The 15,710-nt window shown below is 64.2% G+C and carries 18 protein-coding genes; 6 read left to right on the top strand and 12 right to left on the bottom strand.

The features are described 5' to 3' along the window. Nucleotides 1–58 precede the first annotated feature (58 nt). The 3 genes from ACVJNE_RS07880 to ACVJNE_RS07870 form a co-directional block, all read right to left on the bottom strand. Nucleotides 59–1,291 carry an MFS transporter gene (locus tag ACVJNE_RS07880; protein WP_499564454.1) on the bottom strand — a complete coding sequence of 411 codons (1,233 nt, stop codon included), beginning with the start codon at nt 1,289–1,291 and terminating at the stop codon, nt 59–61. Between the two features lie 161 nt (nt 1,292–1,452). After that, on the bottom strand, nt 1,453–2,019 hold the full coding sequence (locus tag ACVJNE_RS07875; RefSeq protein WP_499564452.1) for a thioredoxin family protein: 567 nt from the start codon (nt 2,017–2,019) through the stop codon (nt 1,453–1,455). A 191-nt stretch (nt 2,020–2,210) separates the two neighbouring features. After that, the gene (locus tag ACVJNE_RS07870; RefSeq protein WP_499564450.1) at nt 2,211–2,717 is read right to left on the bottom strand and encodes a YciE/YciF ferroxidase family protein; all 507 of its coding nucleotides are present in this window, start codon (nt 2,715–2,717) and stop codon (nt 2,211–2,213) included. 367 nt (nt 2,718–3,084) lie between these two features. On the opposite strand from ACVJNE_RS07870, the gene ACVJNE_RS07865 reads away from it, so the two are divergent. Continuing rightward, a complete protein-coding gene (locus ACVJNE_RS07865; protein ID WP_173188368.1) occupies nt 3,085–3,234 on the top strand; it encodes a hypothetical protein in 150 nt (49 codons plus the stop codon). A gap of 1 nt (nt 3,235) precedes the next feature. On the opposite strand, the gene ACVJNE_RS07860 is transcribed toward ACVJNE_RS07865, so the two are convergent. The 9 genes from ACVJNE_RS07860 to ACVJNE_RS07820 form a co-directional block, all read right to left on the bottom strand. Then, complete coding sequence (locus ACVJNE_RS07860; protein WP_444726971.1) at nt 3,236–3,601, bottom strand: DUF1850 domain-containing protein; 366 nt, start codon at nt 3,599–3,601, stop codon at nt 3,236–3,238. Between the two features lies 1 nt (nt 3,602). Beyond that, entirely contained in the window at nt 3,603–5,720 is a 2,118-nt protein-coding gene (locus tag ACVJNE_RS07855) for a TRAP transporter permease (protein ID WP_444726970.1), read from the bottom strand. A 90-nt stretch (nt 5,721–5,810) separates the two neighbouring features. After that, nucleotides 5,811–6,767 (bottom strand): TAXI family TRAP transporter solute-binding subunit, encoded by a 957-nt coding sequence (locus ACVJNE_RS07850; protein ID WP_499564447.1) that lies wholly within the window; start codon nt 6,765–6,767, stop codon nt 5,811–5,813. 198 nt (nt 6,768–6,965) lie between these two features. Continuing rightward, nucleotides 6,966–8,300: a sigma-54-dependent transcriptional regulator gene (locus ACVJNE_RS07845; protein WP_499564445.1), complete on the bottom strand. Its 1,335-nt coding sequence runs from the start codon at nt 8,298–8,300 to the stop codon at nt 6,966–6,968. Beyond that, nucleotides 8,297–10,096 carry a sensor histidine kinase gene (locus ACVJNE_RS07840; protein ID WP_499564443.1) on the bottom strand — a complete coding sequence of 600 codons (1,800 nt, stop codon included), beginning with the start codon at nt 10,094–10,096 and terminating at the stop codon, nt 8,297–8,299. The genes ACVJNE_RS07845 and ACVJNE_RS07840 overlap by 4 nt, the downstream gene beginning before the upstream one ends. Before the next feature lie 64 nt (nt 10,097–10,160). Beyond that, the gene (locus ACVJNE_RS07835) at nt 10,161–10,778 is read right to left on the bottom strand and encodes a LysE family translocator (RefSeq protein ID WP_499564441.1); all 618 of its coding nucleotides are present in this window, start codon (nt 10,776–10,778) and stop codon (nt 10,161–10,163) included. A 68-nt stretch (nt 10,779–10,846) separates the two neighbouring features. Next, nucleotides 10,847–11,551 carry a glutathione S-transferase N-terminal domain-containing protein gene (locus ACVJNE_RS07830; RefSeq protein ID WP_499564439.1) on the bottom strand — a complete coding sequence of 235 codons (705 nt, stop codon included), beginning with the start codon at nt 11,549–11,551 and terminating at the stop codon, nt 10,847–10,849. 115 nt (nt 11,552–11,666) lie between these two features. Beyond that, the gene (locus tag ACVJNE_RS07825) at nt 11,667–12,884 is read right to left on the bottom strand and encodes a beta-ketoacyl-[acyl-carrier-protein] synthase family protein (protein ID WP_499564437.1); all 1,218 of its coding nucleotides are present in this window, start codon (nt 12,882–12,884) and stop codon (nt 11,667–11,669) included. Between the two features lies 1 nt (nt 12,885). After that, entirely contained in the window at nt 12,886–13,140 is a 255-nt protein-coding gene (locus ACVJNE_RS07820) for an acyl carrier protein (RefSeq protein ID WP_173188388.1), read from the bottom strand. Nucleotides 13,141–13,329: 189 nt separating this feature from the next. Here ACVJNE_RS07820 and ACVJNE_RS07815 point away from each other — a divergent pair, with 189 nt between their 5' ends. Genes ACVJNE_RS07815 through ACVJNE_RS07795 form a run of 5 tightly spaced genes read left to right on the top strand, consistent with a single transcriptional unit; the run spans nt 13,330 to nt 15,700 of the window. Next, nucleotides 13,330–14,169 (top strand): urease accessory protein UreD, encoded by an 840-nt coding sequence (locus ACVJNE_RS07815; protein WP_499564435.1) that lies wholly within the window; start codon nt 13,330–13,332, stop codon nt 14,167–14,169. Nucleotides 14,170–14,182: 13 nt separating this feature from the next. Continuing rightward, complete coding sequence (locus ACVJNE_RS07810; RefSeq protein ID WP_499564433.1) at nt 14,183–14,485, top strand: urease subunit gamma; 303 nt, start codon at nt 14,183–14,185, stop codon at nt 14,483–14,485. A gap of 9 nt (nt 14,486–14,494) precedes the next feature. Next, the gene (locus ACVJNE_RS07805) at nt 14,495–14,749 is read left to right on the top strand and encodes a DUF1272 domain-containing protein (protein WP_499564431.1); all 255 of its coding nucleotides are present in this window, start codon (nt 14,495–14,497) and stop codon (nt 14,747–14,749) included. A 37-nt stretch (nt 14,750–14,786) separates the two neighbouring features. Then, entirely contained in the window at nt 14,787–15,383 is a 597-nt protein-coding gene (locus ACVJNE_RS07800) for a HupE/UreJ family protein (RefSeq protein ID WP_499564429.1), read from the top strand. A gap of 11 nt (nt 15,384–15,394) precedes the next feature. After that, on the top strand, nt 15,395–15,700 hold the full coding sequence (locus ACVJNE_RS07795) for an urease subunit beta (protein WP_173188402.1): 306 nt from the start codon (nt 15,395–15,397) through the stop codon (nt 15,698–15,700). Nucleotides 15,701–15,710: the final 10 nt, after the last annotated feature.

The following is a 15,710-nucleotide window of genomic DNA, read 5'->3' as shown; positions in this document are numbered from 1 at the left end:
ACGAAACACTTGTCACGCAGTAAAGCTGTAATGAAACGTTTGTGTCAATCAGATTCCGTCAGGCCTGCACCGGGCGCGGTCGGCTGCTGCGAAGCAGGATCAGCACCATGATCGAGATGTTCATGACGTTCCAGCCGATCCCGTTCCAGAAGGCGGCCGCGTAGGAACCGGTGAGGTCGTAGATCCAGCCGGAAAGCCAGCCACCGAGCGCCATGCCGGCGATCGTCGCCATGATGACGACACCCACCCGCTGGCCGGCCTCCCGGGCCGGCAGATATTCGCGCACGATCATGGCGTAGCTCGGCACGATGCCGCCCTGCGACAGGCCGAAGACCATGGAGACGATATAGAGCGAGACCAGGCCGTCGAACGGCACGTAGGCGAACAGCGCCAAGCATTGCAGCACGGAGCCGATGAGCAGTGTCTTCACGCCGCCGATATAGTCCGCCAGGAAACCGGAGACGAGCCTGCTCGCGATGCCGCCGACCAGCATCAGCGACAACATCTCCGATCCGCGCGCGACGCCGTAGCCCAGGTCGACGCAATAGGCAACGATGTGAACCTGCGGCATGGACATCGCCACGCAGCAGCCGACACCGGCCAGGCACAGCAGCAATTGCAATGCGCGCGGCGAGAGATCGATGGAGCGCTTGTGCGCCACGCCGGTGGCAGCGACTGACTCCGGCTCGGCATAGGGCGCGCGGCGGCGCAGCAACTGCGCCAGCGGCACCATCGTCACCGCACAGAAGATGCCGATCGCGATATAAGTGAAACGCCAGCCCTCGGTGGGCAGCGTCAACTGCATCACCAGCGGCCAGATCGCGCCGGCAAAATAGTTGCCGCTCGCGGCGGCGGCGACAGCAACGCCGCGGCGACGATCGAACCAGTGCGAGAGATCGGCGATGAGCGGGCCGAAGGTGGCGGAGGCCCCGAACCCAATCAGTGCCTGCAGCAGCGCGAACAGCCAGATGGAGGGTGCGATGGCTGCCAGCACGTAACCTACAAGGAGCGAGCCGGCCGCAACCATCATCGGCAGCAGGATGCCGGCCCGATCGACGAACCTGCCGATCATGACGTTGCCGAAGGCGAAGCCGATCATGGTCGCGGTATAGGGTAGCGAGGCGACGCCACGATCGACGCCGAATTCCGCCTGGACAGCCGGCAAGACGACGATGACCGACCACATACCGACACTGCCGATCGTGGCGATCAGCACCGAGACGAACAGCCTCGTCCAGGCATAGCGGCCGTCTACGTCGGCCCGAGCCTTCGTGTTCGCTGCGGCATCCATGGCGTTTCCGATCCCTTTCGGCGGCGGTCCCGCCATCATGTTTTCAATGGCAGCATCGTCGCTTCAGGCCACGGGCCAAAGCGCCACGGGCGAGACATCGACCGTTCCAGACAGCTCAGGCCGACGTGATGAAAATCGCCATCAGATGGGGCATTGTGGGCTCACGCCCAGTCGCCGCCGTCCTTCCACTTGATCGAGCAGCCTACAGAGGCGACCTGCTCGCGCGGTCCCTCGCCCGTCTGCGCGATCTTGACCATCGCCTCGTAGAGATCGCGGCGAAGGTCGGCCGGCCCCTCCTCGCGGCGCGAGGCATCGAGCCGGCCGCGATACTGAAGGCGCATGTCGGCATTGAAGCCGAAGAAGTCCGGCGTGCATGCGGCGCCATAGGCCCGTGCAATCGACTGGTCCTCATCGTGGAGGTAGGGGAAGGTCATGCCGTGCTGGCGAGAGAACGCCTTCATGTTCTCGAATGAGTCTTCCGGATAGGCATCGGCGTCGTTGGAGTTGATCGCGACGAAACCGATGCCGTGGGCGCTCAGGTCTCGCGCATCGCGCACGATGCGGTCGATCACCGCCTTCACATAGGGGCAGTGGTTGCAGATGAAGGCCACGACGAGGCCGCCGGGGCCGACATGCTCGGAAAGCTGATGCTCGTTACCATCCACGCCGGGAAGGATTGCGTCGATCCCCTTCCAGCCAAAATCACAAACGGGCGGAACCGCCGCCATGTTCATCCTCCATCGTCGGTGCATCGACGCCCATCATAGACATGTTTGGCTGCGCCCGCGAAGTCCGGCGGCTCAATCGGAAAAAGCATCGGCCCGCCGCATGGGAGAGCGGCGGGCCGGAAAGCCGGCTGCCAGGCGAGGGGAACCCGGCTGCGGCGTACTACTCGTGGACTACTCGTGGACCTTGGGGTCTATTCGGCAGCCTTGAGGTTGACCCGACTCTCAGCCAACTTCGTCAGCTTTTCGTCAGTTGCCTTTTCCTCGTCGAGGTTCTTCTGAAGGACGGCGGCGCCGTCGTTGCGTCCCAGTTCCTTCGCCCAGGCGACAAGCGTGCCGTAGCGCGTCATTTCATAGTGCTCGACGGCCTGAGCGGCAGCGATCAGCGCGGCGTCGAGCACGCGGTCGTCGTCGACCTCACCAGCGACTTCGTCCGCTTCCTTCAGGATGCCATCGATAGCCGGGCAGTTTACCGCCTTGGCCTCGACCCCATGCATCTTGAACACCTGCTCCACCCTTTCGACATGGCCTTCCGTCTCAGCCATGTGCTTCTCGAAGCCCTTGCGGAGTTCGGCGCTCGTCGCCTTGTCGATCATCTTGGGAAGGTTCTTCAATATCTGCTTTTCCGCATAGTAGATGTCGCGGAGCGTGTGGACGAAGAGATCGTCCATCGTTTTGATGTCCTTGGAAAAAATGCCCATCGTCGTAGCCTTTCTTGCTTCTTCTTTTTAAGGGGCGGCTGGCTCCCGACGTTCATTCGATTAACGCCAGAGCCAGTGTCTGTCCGGACACCTCTCCAACGTCGAAGCGCAGAGGCGGTTCCGCTTGGTCCTGGCCAATCGGGATAATTTTTCGGCAGCGGGGCGGCGAGAAAGGGCGTTGCGCAAATGCAACAAGGGCAGGCAATCGTCGCGCAGCCGCGAAAGGGCCGCGAATCACTCGCAATTGCGTCACGGATCGCGCCCTAAACAGCTACCCATTAACAACGCGTTCACGGGTTATTCACGGGTCCGCGCTACAATCAATGCCATTCGGAAGGGACATCCGAGAGGACGGGAAATTCGGGTCATGACGGTCTGGGCTCACATCATCAGCCGCGCAGTTTCGGTGCGCGAATTCTTCATGCCGAGCTACCGCCCGGAGCGCCACTACATGCGCGGCCCCGGCCCCGCCTGCGCACGCATCCGCGGCGTGCACCCCGACGCCAGCTTCCAGTAAGTCAAGGCTTTCCGCAGGGTTCGATGACGACCGGCTCCGCCGCGTCAGCGCCCACCTCGACACACCGGCCCTCCGCACAGACCGTCCAGCCCGAAGCCGTTGCGCCCGAGGCGGCAAGCACCAGTCGCGGCAGCGGCGGTATCGAGGGCTTCCAGCGCCACCATCCATCATGAAGAACCGAACCCTCGGGCGGGTCCATGCCGGCGCCCGAGCCCTTGACGCGTGCCTGCAACGCGTGAAGGCCGGCCGGCGTCGCCAGCCAGTCCTCCTGCCATGCCGTCTTCTCGACCGAGTGCTCCCAGGAGAGCGTGAAAAGGCTCGCCGCCAGCATCAGCGTCTTGCCGGCTGCGGCGATGCACACGCTCATCCTATTCGCCCGCCTCGCGCGCAGGCGGCACCTGCTCGCGGGTGCGCCACCAGTGCAGACCGATCATCGCCGCCGCCAGCGCAAAGCCGATCTCATCCGTTGCCGGCAGGGCGGCGATCAGCGTGAAGGCGGCAGCGGCTGCAAGCAGGCGCTCCCATATCGCAAGATCGGCGCGCAGATAGCCGATGACGGCGACGCCCCACAGCATGATCGACAGGCCCGCCTTGAAGACAATGTAGGCCACCGCCGGCCAGAAGCCGATCGACTGGGTGAGAGCACCGCCGTCCTGCAGCATCAGCGCTGGTGTGTAGACGGCCATGAACGGGATGACGAAACCGGCAGCGGCTATCTTGATCGCCTGCATTGCGATCCTCAATCCGGTTTCCCTGGCGATCGGCGCAGCCGCGAAGCAAGCAAGAGCCACAGGCGGCGTCAGATCGGCCAGAATGCCGAAATAGAAGACGAACATGTGGCTGACGATCAGCGGAACGCCCAGTGCCAACAGCGCCGGGCCGGCGATGGTCGAGGTAATGATGTAGTTGGGGATCGTCGGGATGCCCATGCCGAGGATCAGACAGGTGATCATCGTCAGGACCAGCGACAGGAATAACGAGGTCTGGCCGACCGATACGATGTACTGGCCGAAGGTGTTGGCGACGCCGGTCAGCGTCATGGTGCCGATGATGACACCAACGACCGCGCAGGCGACACCAACAGGCAGGGCAGTCTTTGCGCCCTCGGCGAGGGAATCGCGGCAGGCCGCGAGCGTGTCGCGACCGCCCGCTATAAAGACATTCACCAGGATCAGCGCCACAACAGCCGCCAGAATGACATTGATGCCGAGGCGGAAGAAGCTTGCCGCAACCACGCCAAGGCCGATCCAGAAGACGTAGCGTAGCACGGTGTTGGGCAGGCCGAGCGCAACGGTGGTGCCGAGGATGAGCAGGACTGTCAGAGACAGGCCGACGGTGCCGGCGAAGAGCGGCGTGTAGCCGGAAAAGAGCAGGTAGACGAGTGCCGCCAGCGGCAGGATCAGATACCAGCTCTCGCGGAGCGCGCGCAGCGGCGACGGCAGTTCGGAGCGAGGCAGGCCCATCAGGCCGCGCTTGCCCGCTTCCAGGTGAACCATCCAGAAGGCCGAGGCGAAGTATAAGATGGCGGGAATGATCGCTGCCTTGACGACCTCGTAATATTCGATGCCCAGCGTCTCGGCCATGATGAAGGCCACCGCGCCCATGACCGGCGGCATGATCTGCCCGCCCATCGAGGACGTCGCCTCCACGCCGCCCGCAAAAGCTGGGCGGTAGCCGAACCGCTTCATCAGCGGGATGGTGAACTGGCCGGTTGTCACGACGTTTGCGACGCCCGAGCCGGAGATGGTGCCCATCATGCCGGACGAGATGACGGAGACCTTGGCCGCTCCGCCGCGCGCATGACCGACCCAGCCCAGCGATACGTCGGTAAACAGCTTGATCATGCCCGCCCGCTCCAGGAAGGAGCCAAACAGGATGAAAAGGAAGATATATGTCGCCGATACGTAGATCGGGATGCCGTAGATGCCTTCGGTACCGAACGCCATGTGGTCGATCACCTGATCGAAAGCGTAGCCGCGATGGTTGAGCGGTCGCGGCAGGTATTGGCCGAACAGGCAGTAGGCGAGGAACAGGCCCGAAATGATCGGCAGCGCCGGTCCCATGATGACCCAGGCGGCGATGAATACGGTGACAATCGCGACGACGCCGACGGCGATGTCGCGCGTGAGCGGAAACCCCGTCCGCTGAATCAGTGGTACGTATTCCCACCATTGATAGAATGCGACCGCCATGCCGGCAGCACCCAGCGCCCAGGCCACGGCGCGCACGGGAAGCGCTCGGCCGGTCATCGCCGCGACCAGCGGGAAGGTCAGCAGCACCAGAAAGCCGAGATGGAAGGCGCGCACCACCTGGCTCGGCAGGTTGATGATGTGCGCTGCGGAACCGATCTGGTAGAGCGAGAAGGCTACCGCGATCCAGAACAGAACCCTGCCTTCACGGGTCAGCGGAAAGCTGCCATGGGTGGGATCGTGAATGGCTGCCGCGGCCTCGTCCGCCTTGGACGGGCTGGATGCTGCATTGGTCATCGCGTGCTCCGAAAAGGATAGCCACGTTGCTGCGGGCAACGGGCCGGCGCGAAACCGCGCCGGCCGATTGCACGCCCCGAAGGCGAAGGCCTAGAGGAGGCCAGCTTCCTTGTAGTAGCGCTCGGCGCCCGGATGCAGCGGGATCGGCAGGCCCTGCGGACCCTTCTCCGCGGAGATCGCACGGGCCGCCGAATGCGCTGCAACCATCTCGTCGAGGTTCTCGAACAGCAGCTTGGTCATCTGATAGGCGACCTCGTCGGTGACACCGTCATGCGTGACGAGGATGTTGGTGATCGCCACGGTCGGCACGTCCTCGGCCTGGCCTTCATACGTGCCGGCAGGGATCGTCGCCGCGATGAATGGCGCGCCCATGCTTTCCGCGATCTCGGCCGGCACCGCCACGACAGTGGTCGGCAGCGAGATCGCCAGATCCTTGATCGAGGCGACGCCGAGGCCGGCGGACTGAAGCGTAGCGTCGAGCTGGCGGTTCTTGATGAGTTCGACGGATTCGGCGAACGGCAGGTATTCGAGCTTGCCGAGGTCGTCATAGCTCATGCCGGCGGCCTCGAAGATGGCACGCGCGTTCAGCTCGGTGCCCGACGCGGGCGCGCCCACGGACAGGCTCTTGCCCTTGAGCCCTTCCAGATCGGTGATGCCGGACTCCTGCGAGGCGACGATCTGAACGTAGTTCGGATAGATCGCGGCGATGGCGCGCAGCTTGTCCAGCTTGCCGGGGAAGCCGGCTTCGGTGTTGCCCGCCCAGGCGTTCTGAACAGAGTCGCCGAGCGCCAGCGCGATCTCGCCACGGCCCTGCTGCAGCAGGTTGAGGTTTTCGACCGACGCCTTGGTCGACTGGACCTGCGTCTGCACGCCATCCATGTTGTCGCTGTAGATCTTCGCCAGCGCCACGCCCAGCGGATAATAGACGCCCGAAGTGCCGCCGGTCAGCACGTTGATGAATTCCTGCGCCTTGGCGGTTGTCGCGCCGAAGCCCAGCGACACGGCGACAGCGCCGGCGGCAAGCAGATTCCTGGTGACGTGTTTCATGATGCAAAGTCCTCCCTGACTTCCTGTCGTGACACGGCACCGATGCCGTGCACCCGGATAAAACCTAGCATCCTGCGTGCCATTTCCAAGCATTTCGCCAAACCCTTGGAATTCCCGGCTCTCAGCGAGCTTCTTCGTGCTGGTCGCGGCAGGATTTCGCCTGACCCTACGAAAGCGCGGCAAGAATCCGCCGAAGTCTCAGGATCGCGACGGCCTCAGCCCATGGCGCTGGATCTTTTCGTTCAGCGTTCGCAACGGCACTCCAAGCAGGCGGCTCGCCTCCTGCGTATTGCCCCCGGTTTCGGCCAGCATCTGTGCAATGAGCCGCGCCTCGTAGGTCGCGACGCGCCCTGCAAGCGACGGCTGGTTAGCCTGCCCCGCGACGGCCGACCCCGGATCCAGCGGCAGTCCGAGCGCGAAGCGCTCGGCGGCGGCGCGCAGCTCTCGCACATTGCCCGGCCAGTCGGAATCCTCGAGAGCAGTCAGCAGGCCCGCATCCGGCTCTCGCGGATCGAAGCCGTGGCGGTTTGCGGCCTCGATGCAGAAATGGCGGAACAGCAAGGCCACATCCTGGCGGCGCTGACGCAGCGGCGGGATGGTGACAACGACCGTCGCAAGGCGGAAGTAGAGATCGGCGCGAAACCGCCCCGCGTCGCTCTCCGTGCGCAAATCCGCCTTGGCCGCCGCGACGAACCGGACATCGACGGGTACGCGCCGGTTCGAGCCGAGCGGTTCGACCTCGCGTTCCTGTATCACACGCAAAAGCTTCGCCTGAAGGCCAAGCGGCATCGATTCGACTTCATCGAGGAAAACCGTGCCGCCGTTCGCATGCTCGATGCGACCGACGCGTTTCTGGGCCGCTCCTGTGAACGCGCCGCGATCGTGGCCGAATACCTCGCTTTCAAAGACGCTTTCGGGAATGGCGGCGCAATTGAGGGCGACGAAGGGACTGCCGCTGCGCTTGCCGAAATCATGCAGCGCGCGCGCCACGACCTCCTTGCCGGTACCCGTTTCGCCATGGATGAGCACATCGACGTCGAGCGATGCCAGTTGCGCGACCTGGACACGCAGCGCTCTGGCCGGACCGGAATCGCCTATGAAACGCGTCTCGATCGACGCGGAAGCGCCAACCGCATCGCGCAGCCGCTCGACCTCGCTGTTCAGCCGGCGTTGCGCAACCGCACGATCAAGCACCGCCACCAGATGGTCCGCATCGTAGGGCTTTTCCAGAAAGTCATGCGCGCCGCCACGCATCGCCTCAACCGCGAGCGGGACATCGCCGTGACCGGTAAGGAGGATGACGGGCAGAGCAGGGTCCCTGCGTCGTGCCTCCGCAAGCAGCGCGAGACCGCCCATGCCAGGCATGCGGACATCCGTGATCAGCGCGTCGCAGCCGCGCGCGTCGAACCCCGCCAAAGCGGCCTCGGCGTTGGGTGCGGTCACAACATCGAACCCGCTGAGGACAAGCCACTCCCGCGCGGATTCGCGCACATTCTCCTCGTCATCGACGAGCAACACGAAGCCCCGGCTCATTCGGCGGCCTCGCGGAGCCGGTTCTCGCTGATTGCGGGGAGGTCTATGCGGAAGGTGCAGCCGCCTTCCTCGCGCGTTTCGAAATTCATCCCGCCACCGAACTCGTCCAGGATCGCGCGCGATATGGAAAGGCCGAGCCCCAACCCCTCGCCGGTGAGCTTGGTGGTGAAGAACGGTTCGGCGATGCGGTCACGCAGATGGTCCGGTATGCCGATGCCATTGTCGCGCACGAATAGGCGCACGCGCTCCTCGTCATGCTCGCTCCACAGTTCGACCTCTCCCTCCGGCCTCTCCTTGACCGCATCCAGCGCGTTGACAACCAGATTGAGGATCACCTGTTCCAGCCGCGTGGCATTGGCAAGAACACTCGGAGGCGACGACGATTTGCGCAGCTTGACCTGCGCGCCCTGCTCGGTTGCGCGCGCCGCGGCCAACTCGACCGCAACGGCCATCGCCTTGTCGACATCCACGGGCTCGAGCCTGACCGGCTCGTTGCGCGCGAAAGATTTCAGCAGTTTCACGGTTCGCTGGATACGGCGTACCAGATCGCGCGCGGAACGCACCTTGTCGGCGACAGCGGCCGCGTCACCGCGCGACGCCAGCAGTCCGGTCGAAGCAAGTGTATTCTCCATCGCCGCGAGCGGTTGGCTCACTTCGTGAACAATCGCAGCCGACATCCGTCCCAGTGCCGCCAGCTTGGCCGCTTGAATGAGGGATTCCTGCGCCTGACGCAGCTCCGCTTCGGCGCGGCGGCGATCCTCCACCTGCCTGTTCAGTTCGGCGGTTCGCTCGACCACGCGCCGTTCGAGTTCGGCGTGGGCATGCAGCCGCGCCCGCGTGAGCTGGCGCCGCTGTCGCATATAAAGGCCGGCGCCGGCGATCAGCAGGCCGGCCAGCGCGGTCAGCAGCGCCAGCAGCAGGCTGTTGGCGCGGATCGGCGCGAGGCTTGCGAGCCCGAGCAACCTCCATCCATCCGGCTCTATGCCCACCTGCAGAACGAGGCGGCGCGCATCCTCGCCGTCGACAAGCGCCGTTTCCGGAAGCCTGCCGGCATCGGAAAAGATCGGGTTGGCTGATGCGAGATCAGCGCTGCCATATTTGCGGGTGCGGGCGAGGTCGAACAGGGTTTCCTCGCTCAATGCCTGCAGCGGCCGGTATTTCCACGGCGCATGACCGGTGAGGAATACGACCCCGTCAGCGTCGGTGACCGCGACGATCGACCGGGCATCGGTCCACGTCGCCTCGATCTTGCGCATGTCGACCTTGACGATGGCAACGCCGACGATCCGGCCGTTGTCGCGAATGACCGAGGACAGGAAATAGCCGGGTATCCCCGTCGTCGCGCCAACCGCGTAATAGCGTCCCTCGCCGCGCGCGAGCGCGTCGGTGAAATAGGGGCGGTACTGATAATTCTCGCCGACAAAGCTGGTCGGCTCGGCATAGTTGCTGGCGGCGACTGCCAGACCGTCCAGCTTCATCACGTAGAGTTCGTCGGCGCCGGAATCGGTTCGCACTGCCTCAAGATAGGCGTTGGCGCGCTCAATCGTCGCTGGCTCGGGAGAGGCCAACACGTCGAGAATGCGCCGGTCTCGCGCAATCACGGCGGGCAGGTAGCGGAAGCGCTCGATCTCACCCTCGACGGTGCGTGCAAGCACATGCAGCTCGTCGTCGAGAGCCGCCAGCGCACGGCGCTTTCCGGTCTCAAGCGAGATGAACCATACCGCCGACGCGGCCGACGCGATCAGCGCCAGCGCCAGTATCGCGACGAGGCCGCGGCGAAAACGGAAACCGGGCATGGTCCTCCCGAGATGATGCCCATTGCGTGGCCTCATAGTAGAGGCCGCGCGCTCGTCGATGCAACTACGACCGCGTAGCGATCGCCGCGGCGGCGCCAGCCATGAAGGTTGCCGCCGTGCGGTTAAGCGCCTTGAGCGCGCTCGGTGTCGCCAGGAACCAGCGTGCCTTGGCGGCAAGCGCCAGGTAAGGCATCAGGACCACGAGCAGAACCATTGCGGTGATTGCGATGAGCACCCCATAATCGGACGGGGTAATCGAAGCGATGTCGATGATCGTCGGTGTGATCGCCAGATAGAACACCATCACCTTGGGATTGCCGAGCGTGACCAGCAGCCCGCTCAGCACGCTGGTCCAGATGCCGCCGCGGGTACGGTCGGCATCGACCTTTTCGGCCGTGATGCCGGTGCGCCAGAAGTTCCAGGCCATCCAGGCGAGATAGGCAACACCAACCCACTTGATGACGAGAAAGGCGGTCCCGAAAGTCTGGGCGACGAGAGCGAGACCCAGAACCACCGCCGTCAGATAGACCAGATCGCCAAGAACCAGTCCGAATGCCATGAAGATGGCCGAGCGGAAACCGGAGCCGAGGGCCCGCGCGACGAGGGCAACGACGCCGGGACCGGGAATCGCGGCAGCTATGGCGAGCGCGCCAGCATAGGTGACGAAGCCTGCGAGGGTCATGTCTGGGAAGCCTCCGAGAATTGCGGCTTCCCTATCGCATGACGCGGGCCTCTTTGGAAGCGTGTCGCCTACCCGCGCGCGGGTATGGTGAGGCCCTTCTGGCTTGCCGGCCGCGCCAGGCATCGATCCAGCCACGCGATCGTTTCGGGGAAGTCGTTGAACCCGATAATTTCGTCAGCCTCATAGAAGTCGCGCAGCGTGCGCACCCATGGGAAGGTCGCTATGTCGGCAACGGTGTATTCTTCCCCCATGAGCCACTCGCGACCCTTCAATCGCGCCTCCAGCACACCCATCAGGCGCTTCGATTCGTTGACGTAGCGCTCGAGCGGCCGCTTGTCCTCGATCTCCTTGCCGGCAAACTTGTAGAAGAAACCGAGCTGACCGAACATCGGTCCCACGCCCGCCATTTGGAAGAAGACCCACTGGATCGTCTCGTAGCGGCCTGCCGAATCTGCCGGGATCAGCCGGTCGGTCTTCTCGGCGAGATAAAGAAGGATCGCCCCGGATTCGAACAGGGCCAGTGGCTTGCCACCAGGCCCATCCGGATCGACGATTGCCGGGATCTTGCCGTTGGGGTTGAGGGACAGGAAGTGGTCCGTCCAGGTCTCGTTCTTGGTGATGTCGATCAGGTGAGCCTCATAGGGCAGGCCCAGTTCCTCCAGCGCTATCGAGATTTTCACGCCGTTGGGCGTGGGGAAAGAATAGAGCTGCAGCCTGTCTATGTCCCGGGCCGGCCAACGCGTGGCGACCTGGAAGCCGGAAAGATCGGTCATGGGAACGTCCCTGTTACGGTGGTGCCACAGAACGCGGCGGGAGAGGATAACCGGTTTTAGATAGCGAGCCGGCTTGCCGATACAAGGCAACCGGGACCGGCTTCCTGACACCGTTTCAGGGACGGTATGCCTTTACGGCAACAGTCGCGTTGGTGCCTCCAAACGCGAAAGAATTGCTGATTGCGGCGCGTATCTCTCGTTGCCGCGCCGCGTTGGGCGTCACATCGAGGTCGCAGGCCGGATCGGCTTCACGATAATTTGCAGTCGGCGGCACGACCCCGTCCGTGATCGCCTTGACGCATGCGATCAGTTCGATCGCAGCCGTCGCACCGAGGCAGTGGCCATGCATGGACTTGGTGGACGAAACCGATAGCCGATCCGCCGCCGCCCCAAAGGCACCACGGATCGCCTGCGTTTCTATCTGGTCATTTGCCTTCGTGCCGGTGCCGTGCGCATTGACGTAATCGACGTCTTCGGGCGCGAGCCCGGCATCCTCGAGGCAGTTGCGGATCGCGTGCGTCGGCCCGTCGACAGTGGGGGCGACGATATCGGTGGCGTCGGCCGACATGCCCGCACCCGCGTATTCTGCAAGAATGGTCGCGCCACGCGCCAGCGCGTGGTCGAGCGTCTCCAGAACGACGACACCGGCGCCCTCGCCAATCACCAGACCTTCGCGATCGGCGGAAAACGGCCTGCATGTCTCCTTGGCAAGAACCCGCAACGCTTCCCAACCCTTGAGGATGCCCCAGACCAGCGGCGCTTCAGTGCCCCCCGCCAGCATCACATCGGCGCGCCCGAGCAAAAGCTGGTCGACCGCGCTGCTTATCGAGTGATTGGCGGTGGAACATGCGGAACTCACGCCGTAGACAGGCCCGCGCAGCCCGAGATCCATGCTGACCTGACCGGCGGGTGCGCCGGTCATGGCGCGCGGCACGGAGAATATGTTGGCGCGCGGCCGACCATCCAGAAGGATGCCCCGGTAATTGTCTTCGATGGTTTCCCAGCCGGCAACGCCGGCGCCAATGACGGCACCAACGCGTCGGGTGTTGTTCTCGTCGATGCCAAGGCCCGCCTGTGCGGCGGCCTCACGCGCGGCGATCACCGCAAGCAGGCTGAAGCGGTCCATGGTGACGAGCCGGCGATGCTCGATGCCGTGCTCTGGCAACGTCTTTATCTCGGCGCCCGTATTCACCTTGAGATCATGCAGCGGAACCGTCGTCAGCGGGCCGATGCCCGAGCGGCCGGCACGCATGGCGTCCCAAATCGCCGCTACGTCGGTGCCGAGCGCGCAGACGCCGCCCAGGCCGGTAATGACGATCCGCGGTCTGGCCATGTCAGGATTTTTGCTGGATCAGGCCGCGCACGGCTTCGACGATATCGCCGACATTCGAGAGATTGGACCAGGCATCGACCGTGCTCATTTCGATCTCGATACCGAACTCGTCCTCGAGGTCGAATATGATCTCGGTCAGTTCCAGCGAATGGATGCCGAGTTCCGTCAGGTCCGTGGCCAGCGTGACCTCGCCTGCATCAGGGCTGGCGTGCGCCTTGATCTTTTCGATGATTGTCGCCGCCAGTTCGTCACTCATTCCGCTACCCCCAAACCAGACTGTGCCCGCAAACGGGGCAAAACTCCTTGCATGCGCCTCTCCACGCACCTGTGACCTCTATAAGAACCCATTCGCCCTTGCGCAACAAGTGTCCCTGGCGACAATGCCCGGCAGCGGCGCAAATGGCACGAGCGTTGCTTTCATTTTGCGGCAAGGAGCCCGCATCGGATGAACCAACTGCAACCCCGCCTCGAGCAGGCCAAGCTGCAACGCGTATCGGCAAGCGGTGGATTGTCGGCGCGACGGCGCGATGGCACCACCCGCCTGGAAAGGCTCTATCAGGAAGGCGCCGCCAAAATCCGGCTACCGGCGCGCGGGGACGGCCCACTGGAAGCGATCCTGATCAACACTGCCGGCGGCCTGACCGGCGGCGATCGGCTCGCATGGGACATCGAAGCCGGCGAAGATACGGCCGTCACCGTCACCACCCAGGCCTGCGAAAAGGTTTACCGGACCACGGCGGGGCATGCCGAAGTTACCTGCAAAGTCGTGGGCAGATCGGGCGCGCGGGTCGCATGGCTGCCTCAGGAGACGATCGTTTACGACCGCTCCGCTTTCCGTCGCACGCTCGATGTGACCCTTGCCGAGGATGCCGAGGCATTGCTCGTCGAGGCGACCATCTTCGGGCGGCGGGCGATGGGCGAAACCGTTCGGACGGCGATCTTCCGCGACTGCTGGCGAGTGCGCTGCGGAGATCGATTGGTTCACGCCGAAGACTTCGCGATCGGCCCCGATGTCGCGGCCACAATCGGCCGGAAGGCCGGGCTTGGCGGCGCTGGAGCCTGCGCCACCGTCCTTCTCGTGGGCCCTGCGGCTGCCGCCCATCTCGACGCGGTGCGGACCATCGTCGACGGTGCCGGCGGCGCGTCGGCATGGCAGGTCGGTTCGACTGGCAAGCTTCTTGCGAGGCTGGTCGCAACCGACGGTTACGCCCTGCGCGAGCGGCTGGTTCCGCTTGTCGCGATGCTCAACGGACAGGCAGGCCTGCCTAAAACCTGGTCACTTTAAAGGGTGGAGAACGATGAACCTGACGCCGCGTGAAAAAGACAAGCTGCTGATTTCCATGGCCGCCATTGTGGCCCGCAGGCGGCTGGAGCGCGGAGTCAGGCTCAACCATCCCGAAGCGATCGCCCTGATTACCGATTTCGTCGTCGAAGGCGCCCGTGACGGCCGCACCGTTGCCGACCTTATGGAGGCCGGCGCGCATGTCGTGACGCGGGAACAGGTGATGGAGGGCGTGGCCGAGATGATCCACGACGTGCAGGTGGAAGCGACCTTTCCTGACGGCACCAAGCTCGTCACCGTGCACGAACCGATCCGCTAGGAGTTCGCGATGCTTGAACTGCGCCCCAACTGCGAATGTTGCGACCGCGACCTGCCAGCCGAGACACGGGACGCCGTGATCTGCACCTTCGAATGCACCTTCTGCGCAAGCTGCGCCTCCGACGTGCTCGGCGGCGTCTGCCCGAATTGCGGGGGCGAACTCGTTCGCCGTCCGATCCGGCCCGCCGACAAGCTTTCACGCTTCCCTGCATCGACGCAGCGCGTGCTCAAGGCGGATGGCTGCGCGCCGAAGGACGCCGCATAACGAGGTTTCATCGAGATACAAACCAGGGGAATACTCTATGACCAGAACTAGGATCGCATCGCTTGCGGCATTCGCCTTCATCGCGAGCGCAAGTCCGGCTCTCGCCCACCTCGACCCTACGGAGCACGGCTCTTTCATGGCCGGCTTCTCGCACCCGCTGTTCGGCACCGACCACATCCTTGCCATGGTCGCGGTCGGCTTGTGGGCAGCACTGCTTTCCGGCCGAGCCTTGTGGCTGGTCCCGCTTGCCTTCGTGGGAACCATGCTCGCCGGCTTTGTCGCCGCGATGGCCGGCGCGCCGCTGCCATTTGTGGAGCCGGTAATTCTCGCCTCAGTGGTCGTCATCGGGCTGCTTGCAGCGATCGCGCTCAACGTGCCAACCGGGGCGGCGATGGCCATGGTCGGCTTCTTCGCATTCTTCCACGGGCACGCCCATGGCGGGGAGATCGGCGAGGCGGGCGCCTATGCCTATGCTGCCGGCTTTGCCATCGCCACGGGATTGCTTCACGCTGCGGGCGTGGCCGCGGGTCTATTTGTCGGCAGGCTCTTCGGCGGCGATGCCGGCCGCACGGTCACGCGTATCGCTGGCGCTTTGACGGCGCTGGGCGGTGTCTGGCTGGCTATCGGCGGCTGAGGGAGGCGTCAATGATACCGGGCGAGATAATCACCGCAGAGGGCGAGATCGAACTCAACGCCGGCCAGCCGACAGTGACGATCAAGGTGGCAAACAGCGGCGATCGGCCGATCCAGGTCGGCAGCCACTACCACTTCTTCGAGACAAATGAGGGGTTGCGCTTCGATCGGGAAAAGGCACGCGGAATGCGTCTCGACATTGCCTCCGGCACGGCCGTTCGTTTCGAACCCGGGCAGGAGCGCGACGTCACCCTCGTGCCGCTCGGCGGCCAACGCCAGGTCTATGGCTTCAGGCAGCAGGTAATGGGCCCGCTATGAGCGGACAGGC

It is taken from the genome of Mesorhizobium sp. DxT (assembly GCF_058448885.1).
The sequence above is the reverse complement of the archived record's forward strand: the minus strand, read 5'-3'. Positions and strand labels throughout refer to the sequence as shown.

Excerpts from the sequence above, each read along its gene's own strand:
- ACVJNE_RS07850 (WP_499564447.1), bottom strand. The coding sequence starts at position 6,767 with ATGAAACACGTCACCAGGAATCTGCTTGCCGCCGGCGCTGTCGCCGTG.
- ACVJNE_RS07835 (WP_499564441.1), bottom strand. The coding sequence starts at position 10,778 with ATGACCCTCGCAGGCTTCGTCACCTATGCTGGCGCGCTCGCCATAGCT.
- ACVJNE_RS07800 (WP_499564429.1), top strand. The coding sequence starts at position 14,787 with ATGACCAGAACTAGGATCGCATCGCTTGCGGCATTCGCCTTCATCGCG.
- ACVJNE_RS07825 (WP_499564437.1), bottom strand. The coding sequence starts at position 12,884 with ATGGCCAGACCGCGGATCGTCATTACCGGCCTGGGCGGCGTCTGCGCG.
- ACVJNE_RS07795 (WP_173188402.1), top strand. The coding sequence starts at position 15,395 with ATGATACCGGGCGAGATAATCACCGCAGAGGGCGAGATCGAACTCAAC.
- ACVJNE_RS07845 (WP_499564445.1), bottom strand. The coding sequence starts at position 8,300 with ATGAGCCGGGGCTTCGTGTTGCTCGTCGATGACGAGGAGAATGTGCGC.
- ACVJNE_RS07805 (WP_499564431.1), top strand. The coding sequence starts at position 14,495 with ATGCTTGAACTGCGCCCCAACTGCGAATGTTGCGACCGCGACCTGCCA.
- ACVJNE_RS07870 (WP_499564450.1), bottom strand. The coding sequence starts at position 2,717 with ATGGGCATTTTTTCCAAGGACATCAAAACGATGGACGATCTCTTCGTC.
- ACVJNE_RS07840 (WP_499564443.1), bottom strand. The coding sequence starts at position 10,096 with ATGCCCGGTTTCCGTTTTCGCCGCGGCCTCGTCGCGATACTGGCGCTG.
- ACVJNE_RS07875 (WP_499564452.1), bottom strand. The coding sequence starts at position 2,019 with ATGGCGGCGGTTCCGCCCGTTTGTGATTTTGGCTGGAAGGGGATCGAC.
- ACVJNE_RS07815 (WP_499564435.1), top strand. The coding sequence starts at position 13,330 with ATGAACCAACTGCAACCCCGCCTCGAGCAGGCCAAGCTGCAACGCGTA.
- ACVJNE_RS07880 (WP_499564454.1), bottom strand. The coding sequence starts at position 1,291 with ATGGATGCCGCAGCGAACACGAAGGCTCGGGCCGACGTAGACGGCCGC.
- ACVJNE_RS07860 (WP_444726971.1), bottom strand. The coding sequence starts at position 3,601 with ATGAGCGTGTGCATCGCCGCAGCCGGCAAGACGCTGATGCTGGCGGCG.
- ACVJNE_RS07830 (WP_499564439.1), bottom strand. The coding sequence starts at position 11,551 with ATGACCGATCTTTCCGGCTTCCAGGTCGCCACGCGTTGGCCGGCCCGG.
- ACVJNE_RS07820 (WP_173188388.1), bottom strand. The coding sequence starts at position 13,140 with ATGAGTGACGAACTGGCGGCGACAATCATCGAAAAGATCAAGGCGCAC.
- ACVJNE_RS07855 (WP_444726970.1), bottom strand. The coding sequence starts at position 5,720 with ATGACCAATGCAGCATCCAGCCCGTCCAAGGCGGACGAGGCCGCGGCA.
- ACVJNE_RS07865 (WP_173188368.1), top strand. The coding sequence starts at position 3,085 with ATGACGGTCTGGGCTCACATCATCAGCCGCGCAGTTTCGGTGCGCGAA.
- ACVJNE_RS07810 (WP_499564433.1), top strand. The coding sequence starts at position 14,183 with ATGAACCTGACGCCGCGTGAAAAAGACAAGCTGCTGATTTCCATGGCC.